Source organism: Kitasatospora sp. NPDC053308 (assembly GCF_055585785.1).
Genome location: NZ_JBVJJY010000026.1, coordinates 54,893 through 65,828, shown reverse-complemented (window position 1 = coordinate 65,828; position 10,936 = coordinate 54,893). Strand labels below are relative to the sequence as shown.

Annotated in this window: 9 protein-coding genes; 8 read left to right on the top strand and 1 reads right to left on the bottom strand. The window is 71.2% G+C overall.

Features of this window, described 5'->3' with window-relative positions:
• The first annotated feature begins 135 nt into the window (after positions 1-135).
• From mshD to pstB, 8 genes are all read left to right on the top strand, one after another.
• Complete coding sequence (mshD, locus tag ACZ6Y7_RS34765; protein ID WP_465761941.1) at positions 136-1,092, top strand: mycothiol synthase; 957 nt, start codon at positions 136-138, stop codon at positions 1,090-1,092.
• Positions 1,093-1,419: 327 nt separating this feature from the next.
• Positions 1,420-3,597, top strand: a complete 2,178-nt coding sequence (locus tag ACZ6Y7_RS34760) for an RNA degradosome polyphosphate kinase (protein ID WP_465761940.1) — start codon at positions 1,420-1,422, stop codon at positions 3,595-3,597.
• 120 nt (positions 3,598-3,717) lie between these two features.
• On the top strand, positions 3,718-4,803 hold the full coding sequence (locus ACZ6Y7_RS34755; protein WP_465761939.1) for a CHAD domain-containing protein: 1,086 nt from the start codon (positions 3,718-3,720) through the stop codon (positions 4,801-4,803).
• Between the two features lie 87 nt (positions 4,804-4,890).
• Positions 4,891-5,328 carry an NUDIX hydrolase gene (locus ACZ6Y7_RS34750; protein WP_465761943.1) on the top strand — a complete coding sequence of 146 codons (438 nt, stop codon included), beginning with the start codon at positions 4,891-4,893 and terminating at the stop codon, positions 5,326-5,328.
• Positions 5,329-5,572: 244 nt separating this feature from the next.
• Positions 5,573-6,709 (top strand): phosphate ABC transporter substrate-binding protein PstS, encoded by a 1,137-nt coding sequence (gene pstS, locus ACZ6Y7_RS34745; protein WP_465761938.1) that lies wholly within the window; start codon positions 5,573-5,575, stop codon positions 6,707-6,709.
• A gap of 150 nt (positions 6,710-6,859) precedes the next feature.
• Entirely contained in the window at positions 6,860-7,837 is a 978-nt protein-coding gene (pstC, locus tag ACZ6Y7_RS34740) for a phosphate ABC transporter permease subunit PstC (RefSeq protein WP_465761937.1), read from the top strand.
• Entirely contained in the window at positions 7,834-8,904 is a 1,071-nt protein-coding gene (gene pstA, locus ACZ6Y7_RS34735) for a phosphate ABC transporter permease PstA (protein ID WP_465761936.1), read from the top strand. The genes pstC and pstA overlap by 4 nt, the downstream gene beginning before the upstream one ends.
• A gap of 42 nt (positions 8,905-8,946) precedes the next feature.
• Entirely contained in the window at positions 8,947-9,723 is a 777-nt protein-coding gene (pstB, locus tag ACZ6Y7_RS34730) for a phosphate ABC transporter ATP-binding protein PstB (protein WP_465761935.1), read from the top strand.
• Between the two features lie 216 nt (positions 9,724-9,939).
• Here pstB and ACZ6Y7_RS34725 read toward each other — a convergent pair whose 3' ends face one another.
• Positions 9,940-10,935 carry an inorganic phosphate transporter gene (locus ACZ6Y7_RS34725; RefSeq protein ID WP_465761934.1) on the bottom strand — a complete coding sequence of 332 codons (996 nt, stop codon included), beginning with the start codon at positions 10,933-10,935 and terminating at the stop codon, positions 9,940-9,942.
• Position 10,936: the final 1 nt, after the last annotated feature.

The window sequence follows — 10,936 nt, the reverse complement described above, 5'->3', positions numbered from 1 at the left end:
GTACTGCAGGGGGGACCCTGTGGGAGAGTAGGACGCCGCCGAACAATCATTCAGAAGAACCCCCGTCCGGGATCCGGACGGGGGTTCTTCGCATTCCCGGGCCTTTTCGCTCCCGCGTCGACGTATCGTCGGTACATGGACGATCAGACAGTGGTCATTGCGGAGCACGTGCTCCATCCCGGGCAGCGTGACGGTGCCCTGCGTGTTCTGGCGGAGGCCGAGGCGGTGGACGGCCGCGCCGCCGTGTCCGAGCAGGGCCGGCTGCGGCTGCGGGCCGCCGGGAGTCCGCGCCCGGGCGTGGTCCACCTGGTGGAGGCCGAAGCGGACGTCGTGCTCGGCTACGGGCAGCTCGACGTGCCGCAGGGGCGGGCCGGCAATCCCGCTGCCGAGCTGGTGGTCGACCCGGCCGCGCGCGGCCGCGGCCTGGCCCGCCCGCTGGTGGACGCCGTCCTGGCGGAGGCCCACCGGGCCGGGCACGAGACGGTGGACTTCTGGGTGCACGGGGGGCACCCGGCGGCCCGCCACCTGGCCGCGTCTTACGGAGCCGAGCTGGTCCGTGAGCTGCGGCAGATGCGCCGCACCGGTCGGCAGACCGAAGAGGTCGTCGCCCCGGAGGGGGTGGAGTTCCGGACCTTCCGCCCGGGGGAGGACGAGGCCGAGTGGTTGCGGCTGAACGCCGTGGCCTTCGCCCACCACCCGGAGCAGGGCGCCTGGACGGAGCAGGACCTGGCCGAGCGGATGGCCGAGCCGTGGTTCGACCCGGCCGGCTTCTTCCTCGCCACCCGCGCGGGGAAGGTGGTCGGCTTCCACTGGACGAAGGTGCACCCGGCGACCGCGGGCGAGCCGGAGCTCGGCGAGGTGTACGTGGTCGGGGTGGACCCGGCGGAGCAGGGCGGCGGGCTCGGCCGCGCGCTGACCGCGGTGGGCCTGCGCCACCTGACCGGCACCGGCCCGGCCGAGCGCGGGCTGGAGACCGTTCTTCTCTACGTCGACGCCGACAATCCTGCCGCCGTCCGGGTATATGAACGACTGGGATTCACCGTTCACGAGGTGGATCTCATGTACCGAGCCCGGTACCGGGAGGACCGGTAGGCCTGACGAGGGCCCCGGAGACCGACGCGGAGTGGTGACGGAAGGTGACGGGCGGGGGCCGGAACGGCGGCGGCCCTTGCCCCGACCGACTCAGCTTTCCTCCTGGCCATGCGGTGTTTACCGTGGATTCAATTGCTGCCGCGAAGATCACAGGATGAAGTCCGTAGTGTCTCGCTCGTGCAGAGTCGACCGCCACGCACCGGTCGGTCCTGTACGGACCGCGCCCGGGGGACGGGCGCTGTCCCCGGCACCTCCCGGGGCGAGGGCGACGGCCCGCAGAGCCATTCGCGTCCGGACGCCGTCCTGCTGCTGGAGGAGCTGGAGCCCATGAGCATCCCCCGCCCCGTCTCTGCCCCGCTGTCGCCGACGGCCCGGATGTCCAGTGCGCTGGGGGTCCCGCCGGAGTTGCCGACGGCGGACGAGCAGGAGTTCGACGCGCTGCCGCAGGGCCGCTTCCTCGACCGCGAGCGCAGTTGGCTGGCGTTCAACGAGCGCGTGCTGGAGCTCGCCGAGGACCCGGGGATCCCGCTGCTGGAGCGGGCCAAGTTCCTGGCGATCTTCGCCAGCAACCTGGACGAGTTCTTCATGGTCCGGGTGGCCGGCCTCAAGCGCAGGATCGCCACCGGTGTCGCCCAGCGGAGCGCGTCCGGCCTCCAGCCGCGTGAGGTGCTGGACCTCATCTGGACCCGCTCGCGCGAGCTGATGGCCCGGCACGCCGCGGCCTTCCAGCAGGAGGTGCTGCCCGACCTCGCCACCGAGGGCATCGAGGTGGTGCACTGGTCGGAGCTGGCGGAGAAGGAGCAGGCCCGGCTGCACACCCTGTTCCGGCAGAAGATCTTCCCGGTGCTGACCCCGTTGGCGGTCGACCCGGCGCACCCCTTCCCGTACATATCGGGGCTCTCGCTCAACCTGGCCGTCGTGGTCCGCAACCCGGTCTCCGGGCACAAGCACTTCGCCCGGGTGAAGGTGCCGCAGTCGCTGGCCCGCTTCCTGGAGGCCTCGCCCCAGCGGTACGTACCGCTGGAGGACGTGATGGGCGCGCACCTGGAGGAGCTCTTCCCGGGGATGGAGGTGCTGGCCCACCACGCCTTCCGCGTCACCCGCAACGAGGACCTGGAGGTGGAGGAGGACGACACCGAGAACATCCTCAAGGCCCTGGAGAAGGAGCTCATGCGGCGGCGCTTCGGCCCGCCGGTCCGGCTGGAGGTCGAGGAGTCGATCGACCCCTACATCCTGGACCTGCTGGTGCGGGAGCTGAACATCACCGAGGCGGAGGTCTTCCCGCTGCCCGGGCCGCTGGACCTGACCGGGCTGTTCGGGATCGCGGAGCTGGACCGTCCGGAGCTCAAGTACCCGAAGTTCGTGGCGGGCACGGCCCGCGGGCTGACCGACGTCGAGTCGGCCTCCCAACCGGACATCTTCGCGGCGATGCGCGAGCGCGACGTCCTGCTGCACCACCCGTACGACAGCTTCTCCACCTCGGTGCAGGCCTTCCTGGAGCAGGCCGCCGCCGACCCGGACGTCCTGGCGATCAAGCAGACCCTGTACCGGACCTCCGGCGACTCGCCGATCGTGGACGCGCTGATCGACGCGGCCGAGTCCGGCAAGCAGGTGCTGGTGCTGGTCGAGATCAAGGCGCGCTTCGACGAGCAGGCCAACATCAAGTGGGCCCGCAAGCTGGAGGAGGCCGGCTGCCACGTGGTCTACGGCCTGGTCGGCCTGAAGACGCACTGCAAGCTGTCGCTGGTGGTCCGTCAGGAGGGCGACACCCTGCGCCGCTACTCCCACGTCGGCACCGGGAACTACCACCCGAAGACGGCCCGGCTGTACGAGGACCTCGGCCTGCTCACCTCCGACCCGCAGGTCGGCGCCGACCTGTCGGACCTCTTCAACCGGCTCTCCGGCTACTCGCGCCGCGAGTCCTACCGGCGCCTGCTGACCGCCCCGCGCGGCCTGCGGGACGGACTGGTCTCGCGGATCCACAACGAGATCGCCCACCACAAGGCGGGCCGTCCGGCGTACGTGAAGCTCAAGGTCAACTCGATCGTCGACGAGGCCGTGATCGACGCGCTGTACCGGGCGTCGCAGGCCGGGGTGCCGGTGGACGTCTGGGTGCGCGGGATCTGCGCGATCCGCCCCGGCGTGCCCGGGCTGAGCGAGAACATCCGGGTGCGCAGCATCCTGGGCCGGTTCCTGGAGCACTCCCGGGTCTTCGTGTTCGGCAACAACGGCGATCCGGAGGTCTGGATCGGCAGCGCCGACATGATGCACCGCAACCTGGACCGGCGGATCGAGGCGCTGCTGCGGATCACCGATCCGGCGCACCGCGCCGAGCTGTCCGGACTGATCGACCTCGGGGTGTCGGACGAGACCGAGTCCTGGCACCTGGGATCGGACGGCACCTGGACCCGCCACTCGCAGGACGCCGAGGACCGGAAGCTGCGGCACGTCCAGGACCTCCTGATCGACTCGCGTCAGCGCCGCCGGGCCGCCACCTCGCGCTGACGCTCCACTGATGCGAAGCCGCCGGAGCAGCGGGCCCCGAAAACCAACGGGCCGGCTCCTCCGGCGGTCGGGCCACCAGCCCCGGGGAGAGGCCCCGGGGGAACGGGGATTCACCACGCCATGACCGACGCGCCGATGACGGCCCAGGCGGCCTCCACCGCGACCGCCGGGGAGATCCTTTCCCGCCACCTGACCGCCCAGGCGGGCGCCTTCCTGCGCGCCCTGCCGCTGGCGGTGGGCGAGGTCGGCGCCAGACCCGCGGCGGCCTCGGTCGTCCCGGCGGCGGGTACCGCGGACCTGCTACGGGCCGTCCGGCGGATCGGCGGGCTGTTGCACACCTTCGGTTCGGTCTTCGAGCAGACCTGGGCGCAGGAGTCCCGCACCGAACTGCGCTGGCTGCTCAACCTGCTGGCGCTCGAACCCGGGTACGTCCGCCGTTCGGCCCGGCTGCTGGGCGCGCTGGACGCGCTGAGCGGCAGCGATCCGGAGGGGACGGGCATGCTCGCGGGCCACGCGGGTGCCCCCAAGGCGCGGGCCCTGCTGGACCGGCAGCTGACCCTGGCCAGGACCCGGGCGCACTCCTCGGTGCTCCAGGAGCTCCGTTCCGCCCGGCTGCACGCGCTGGCGGACCGGATGACGCTGCTGGTGGGGGAGGCGCCGCTGGCGGAGTCCGCGGCCGGCCGGGCGCCGGCGGTGCTGCTGCCGCAGGCGGCCGCCGCCTTCGCCGCGCTGGTCGCGACCGCCCAGCAGCTCCCGCTGCAACGGGCCGCGACCCCGTACGGCGGGGACGGGTTGCGCCGGCTCGGTGTCGTCCCGGCGGCCCGGGGCGCGGTGGACGCGGACGCGGCACTGGCGGCCGACGACGCGCCGTGGGCCCGGCTGCGGATCCTGGTGAAGCGCGCCCGGTACGCGCTGGAGGTGTGCGGCCGTCCGTCCACCGAGCTGGACGAGCTGGACGCGGTGCTGGCCCGGCAGCAGGAGGCCGCGGACGCCGCGGTCACCGCCGCCACCGCGGCGCGCACCCCGCGGATCACCCCGGCGACCGCGTACGTGCTGGGCGTGGTGCACGCCGACCAGCGGCTGGAGGTGGAGTCGGCGCGGTACGCCTTCGGCCACCGGTGGCCCGAGTTGCAGTCCGGCCCGGAGGGCTGGCTGCAGTTCCCGGCCGAGGGCTGGGGCCCCTCCGCCGGGCCGAGGACGGTCTGAGTGGGCGGGCGTCCGGAGGGCGGACGGCCGGGATCCGGGCGGCTCCCCGCCGAGGGCACGGCCGGGGCTGGCCGCGGCCCGGTGATCATGGCGGCGGGCGCGGTGCTCTGGCTGCCGGGCCGGCCGAAGAAGAGCGGTCGGCTGGGGCGGCCGCGGGTCGCGGTGATCCACCGGCCCAAGTACGACGACTGGAGCCTGCCGAAGGGCAAGCTCGACCCCGGTGAGGGCGTGGTCGAGGCGGCGCTGCGCGAGGTGTGGGAGGAGACCGGTTTCCGCTGCCTGCTCGGCCCGGAGCTGCCCGCGCAGCACTACCAGGTGCAGGGCCGTCCCAAGGAGGTCCGGTACTGGGCCGCGGTGCCGTCGACCGGTGCCTTCCGGCCGAACCGCGAGGTGGACCGGCTGGAGTGGCTGCCGGCCGGGAAGGCCCGGGCGCGGCTCAGCTACGACCACGACCGGTTGCTGATCGACGCGCTGCTGGCGGTCCTGGGGGCGAAGCCGGTGCGGGCCGGTGCCGGCCGCCGGTGAAGGAACCGCGGAAGTGATCCGGCCGCGCCCTCGCCGTGACGCAACCGTTACTACCTGGCCTAGTTTCCTGTCATCCGTTCGAGGTTCACTCCCCGTTCACTTGTGACCGGCTGACGTGTCACTTCCCCGGCCTAACTTCGGGACCACCGGAGGGCCGCACGGGCCCCGGACCACAGCAAACCCCGCGTTGCGCCGTCCGCGTACGGCCCCTGAAGCGGGCAATGCCTCAGAAAGGGACACCCCTGTGAAGCTCCAGCGGAACGGCCGCTCCAAGGCCCTCGCGATCGGTGCCGTGGCGCTCGTCAGCTCGCTGTCGCTCGCCGCCTGCGGCTCGGACAACGACAACGGCTCGACCGCGTCCGGCGGCTCCAGCGGCTCCGCCGCGGCTGCCTCCGCGATCAAGTGCGGCAAGCCCGGTTCGCTGATCGCCGCCGGTTCGACCGCCCAGGGCACCGCCGTCGACGTGTGGAAGACGAACTTCAGCGCCGCCTGCTCCGGCACCACCATCAACTACCAGGGCGTCGGCTCGGGTGCGGGGATCCAGCAGTTCACCCAGGGCAAGGTCCAGTTCGCCGGTTCCGACTCGGCGCTGAAGCCGGCCGAGGTCGACGCCTCCAAGGCGGTCTGCACCGGCGGCCAGGGCATCGACCTGCCGATGGCCGGCGGTCTGATCTCGCTCGTCTACAACGTGGACAACGTCGACAACCTGGTCCTGGACGGCCCGACCGCCGCCAAGATCTTCGACTCGCAGATCACCAAGTGGAACGACCCGGCCATCGCCGCCCTGAACCCGGGCGCCAAGCTGCCGGACGCGGACATCCAGTCCTTCCACCGCTCGGACGACTCCGGCACCACCGACAACCTGACCAAGTACTTCGCCGCCGCCGGCAACGGCGCCTGGTCCTACCCGTCCAGCAAGACCTGGGCGGCCAAGGGCGGCCAGTCGGCCAACGGCAGCGCCGGTGTCGCGGCCCAGGTGAAGCAGGTCAAGAACTCGATCAGCTACGTCGAGCTGGCCTACGCCCAGACCAACAGCCTGAAGAGCGCCGCCATCAACACGGGCGCCTCCAAGCCGGTCGAGGCCACCGCCGCCAACGCCGCCAACACCTTCGCCAAGGCGCAGATCGCCGGCACCGGCAGCGACCTGGCGCTGAAGCTCGACTACGCGACCAAGGACGAGGGCTCCTACCCGCTGGTCCTGGTCACCTACGAGATCGTCTGCGACAAGGGCAACAAGGCCGACACCCTGGAGACCCTGAAGTCCTTCCTGACCTACACCGCCAGCGACGCGGGTCAGAAGGCCGCCGGTGAGAAGGGCTACGTCCCGCTCCCGAAGGAGCTGACCGACAAGGTCAACGCCGTCATCCCGACCCTGGCCTGATCCATCGGGACCACCGGTGGGGCGGCCCCGTGAGCGAGGGGGGCCGGGGCCGCCCCGCCGGGACGCACCACGAACCCAGCACCATCCGGGGCACCGCCGCCATGGTGCCGTCCCCCTTCCGGGGCGGCGCCACCAGACCGGAGTAGACCAATGACTTCATCCCCCCCTGCCGCCCCGCAAGGCAGGGAACGCCGACCGCGCGACAGCCGCGTCGGCGACAAGATCTTCATGAACCTCGCCCGGGGCTCGGGCATCCTGCTGCTGGTCATCATGGCCGCCATCGCCGGCTTCCTGGCCTGGCGCTCGGGGCTGGCCCTCAGCAACAACGACGGCAACTTCTTCACCACCTTCGAGTGGGCGCCGGACGCCCCGAAGCCGGTCTTCGGCATCCCGGTGCTGGTCGTCGGCACCATCGTCAGCGCCGTCATCGCGATGGCGATCGCCGTCCCGGTCGCCATCGGGATCGCGCTGTTCATCTCGCACTACGCGCCGCGCCGGATCGCCCAGCCGTTCGCCTACCTGGTGGACCTGCTCGCCGCCGTCCCCAGCATCGTCTACGGCCTGTGGGGCGCGCTCTTCCTGGTCCCGCACATGGACGGCCTGACCAGCTGGCTCAACGAGTACCTGGGCTGGACGTACATCTTCGACCAGACCAAGACCGGCACCCCGCGCAACCTGTTCACCGTCGGCATCCTGCTGGCGATCATGGTCCTGCCGATCATCACCGCGGTCAGCCGCGAGGTGTTCCGCCAGGTCCCGCGGATGCACGAGGAGGCGGCGCTCGCGCTCGGCGCCACCCGCTGGGAGATGATCCGCACCGCGGTGCTGCCCTTCGGGCGCCCCGGCATCATCTCGGCCTCGATGCTCGGCCTCGGCCGTGCGCTCGGCGAGACCATCGCGGTCGCGGTGGTGCTCTCCTCCAGCAACGTCCTGTCGCTGCACATCCTGGACGCGGGCGGCGGCACCTTCGCGCAGAACATCGCGCTGAAGTTCGCCGAGGCCGGCGACAACGGGCGCAACGCGCTGATGGCCTCCGGTCTCGTCCTGTTCGTCATCACCCTGCTGGTGAACGGTGCCGCGCGAATGATCATCGCCCGCCGCAAGGAGTACTCGGGGGCCAACGCATGACCGCCACCGCCGTCGTCGAGGACGCCCGGCCGATCGGCCGCTCGCTGACCGCCAACCGTCTTCCGAAGTGGGCCCCGGCCGTCGTCGCGGCCGGTTCGATCGCCCTCGGCTGCGGGATCGGCGCCGCCGCCGACCTGGCCAGCCACCTGCAGTGGGGCCTGATCTCGGCCGCGCTGTTCCTGCTGATCAGCTACGGCGTCTCGGCCGGGATCGAGGGCCGCCGGCAGGCCAAGGACCGGCTCGCCACGTCGGTGGTCTGGGTCGCCTTCATCCTGGCCGTCGTCCCGCTGGTCGCCCTGACGGTCTACACCGTCCAGCAGGGCATCAAGGTGGTCAACGCCCACTTCCTGACCCACTCGATGAAGGGCATCCTCCAGTCCGGCCCCGGCGGCGGCATCTACCACGCGCTGATCGGCACCCTGGAGCAGGTCGCCCTGGCCACCGCGATGGCCGCCCCGATCGGTCTGCTGACCGCCGTCTACCTGGTCGAGTACGGCCGCGGCAGGCTCGCCAAGGCGGTCACCTTCTTCGTCGACGTCATGACGGGCATCCCGTCGATCGTCGCCGGTCTGTTCATCCTCTCGCTCTGGAACCTCGCCCTCGGCTTCGGCTACTCCGGCTTCTCGGGCAGCCTCGCGCTGGCCATCCTGATGATGCCGGTCGTGGTCCGCTCCACCGAGGAGATGCTCAAGCTGGTCCCGAACGAGCTGCGCGAGGCGTCGTACGCGCTCGGCGTGCCGAAGTGGAAGACCATCCTGCGGATCGTCCTCCCCACCGCGATCGGCGGCATCACCACCGGTGTGATGCTCGCGGTCGCCCGCATCACGGGCGAGACCGCCCCGGTGATGATGCTGGTGTTCGGCGCCGACTACATCAACAACAACCCGTTCGACGGACCGCAGCAGTCGCTGCCGATGTACATCTGGACGCAGTACTCGCAGGTCAACAACGACTTCGGCTACGCCCGTGCCTGGGGTGCGGCGCTGGTGCTGATCGCCTTCGTGATGGGGCTCAACCTCATCGCCCGGGGCATCGCCCGCTGGCGCTCGCCCAAGGGCGGACACTGACCGACCGACTGACGTACGAGACAGACGAGAGAAGCAACGATCATGGCCAAGCGCATCGACGTCAGCGGACTGTCGGCCTACTACGGCACCACCAAGGCCATCGAGGACATCTCGATGAGCATCGAGCCCCGCTCGGTGACCGCCTTCATCGGCCCCTCCGGCTGCGGCAAGTCCACCTTCCTGCGGACCCTGAACCGCATGCACGAGGTGATCCCCAACGCCCGGGTCGAGGGCAAGGTCCTCCTGGACGACGAGAACCTCTACGCCTCCAACGTCGACCCGGTCGCCGTCCGGCGCTCGATCGGCATGGTGTTCCAGCGCCCGAACCCGTTCCCGACCATGTCGATCTACGACAACGTGGTCGCCGGGCTCCGGCTCGCGGGCGTGAAGAAGAAGTCCGTCCTGGACGAGGTGGTGGAGCGCTCGCTGAAGGGCGCGAACCTCTGGAAGGAGGTCCACAACCGGCTGAACAAGCCGGGTGCCGGCCTCTCAGGCGGTCAGCAGCAGCGTCTGTGCATCGCCCGCGCCATCGCGGTCGAGCCCGAGGTCCTGCTGATGGACGAGCCGTGCTCCGCGCTCGACCCGATCTCCACCCTCGCCATCGAGGACCTGATCGGCGAGCTGAAGTCGCAGTTCACCATCGTCATCGTGACCCACAACATGCAGCAGGCGGCCCGCGTCAGCGACCGCACCGCCTTCTTCAACCTGGCCGGCGTGGGCCAGCCGGGCAAGCTGATCGAGCTGGACGACACCCAGCGGATCTTCTCCAACCCGTCGGTCCAGGCGACCGAGGACTACATCTCCGGCCGCTTCGGCTAGACCGGACCGCCGGCGCCCACCGCACCGCGGCGGGCGCCGGAACGCGAGCTGTCCCGTGGTGCTGCATGGCGGTGCCGCCGCGGGACATGATGAAGGGCCCGCCCCCGAGATGTGGGGGCGGGCCCTTCTGTCATCCGCCCGCTCGCCGGCCCCAGCGGGCCGGGGGCGGGGTCGGCCGCTCGCCGGTCCGACGGGGCCGGGTGTTGGTGCCGGGTGTCAGCCCCAGAAGAGGTGGATCAGCCAGTACACCAGCGCGGCGACGATGGCGGCCGCCGGCATCGTGATGAACCAGCCGAGCACGATGTTCTTCGCGACGCCCCAGCGCACCGCGCGGATCCGCTTGGTGGCCCCCACGCCCATGATCGCCGAGGTGATCACGTGGGTGGTGGAGATCGGCGCCTTGTAGACGAACGACGTGATGTACATGACGATCGAGGCGGTGGTCTCGGCCGCGAAGCCCTGCGGCGGGTCCAGCTCGATGATCTTGCGGCCGAGGGTCCGCATGATCCGCCAGCCGCCCGCGTAGGTGCCCAGCGAAAGCATGGTCGCGCAGGAGATCTTCACCCACACCGGGATGTCGCTGGTGGTCTGGTGGCCCGAGATGGTGAGCGCCATCACCACGACGCCCATGGTCTTCTGAGCGTCCTGCAGGCCGTGGGCCAGGGCCATCGCGGCGGCCGAGGCGGTCTGGGCGACCCGGAAGCTGCGCTTGGCCCGGTGCGGGTTGGCCCGCCGGAAGATCCACAGGATCGCCAGCATCACCAGGAAGCCGCCGACCAGGCCGACCACCGGGGACACGATCATCGGTACGACGATCTTGTCGACGACCCCGCTCCAGATGACCTCGGTGCCGCCGGCCAGCGCCGCGCCCACCATGCCGCCGAACAGCGCGTGCGAGGAGGAGGACGGCAGGCCGAAGTACCAGGTGACCAGGTTCCAGGCGATCGCGCCGACCAGGGCGGCGAACAGGATCGCCATGCCCTGGTTGCCGCTCGGGGTCTCGATGATCCCCTTGGAGACGGTGTGCGCCACGCCGCTGCCGAGGAAGGCGCCGGCCAGGTTCATCACGGCGGCCATCGCGAGCGCGGCCCGGGGGGTGAGCGCCCGGGTCGAGACCGAGGTGGCGATCGCGTTCGCCGAGTCGTGGAAGCCGTTGGTGTAGGTGAAGAAGAACGCAACGCCGATGACGGCGATGAGTGCAGCCGTGTCCACG

What these genes read in the sequence shown, in the direction of transcription:
- mshD (WP_465761941.1), top strand. Translation starts at nt 136, where the DNA reads ATGGACGATCAGACAGTGGTCATTGCGGAGCACGTGCTCCATCCCGGG.
- ACZ6Y7_RS34760 (WP_465761940.1), top strand. Translation starts at nt 1,420, where the DNA reads ATGAGCATCCCCCGCCCCGTCTCTGCCCCGCTGTCGCCGACGGCCCGG.
- ACZ6Y7_RS34755 (WP_465761939.1), top strand. Translation starts at nt 3,718, where the DNA reads ATGACCGACGCGCCGATGACGGCCCAGGCGGCCTCCACCGCGACCGCC.
- ACZ6Y7_RS34750 (WP_465761943.1), top strand. Translation starts at nt 4,891, where the DNA reads ATGGCGGCGGGCGCGGTGCTCTGGCTGCCGGGCCGGCCGAAGAAGAGC.
- pstC (WP_465761937.1), top strand. Translation starts at nt 6,860, where the DNA reads ATGACTTCATCCCCCCCTGCCGCCCCGCAAGGCAGGGAACGCCGACCG.
- pstA (WP_465761936.1), top strand. Translation starts at nt 7,834, where the DNA reads ATGACCGCCACCGCCGTCGTCGAGGACGCCCGGCCGATCGGCCGCTCG.
- pstB (WP_465761935.1), top strand. Translation starts at nt 8,947, where the DNA reads ATGGCCAAGCGCATCGACGTCAGCGGACTGTCGGCCTACTACGGCACC.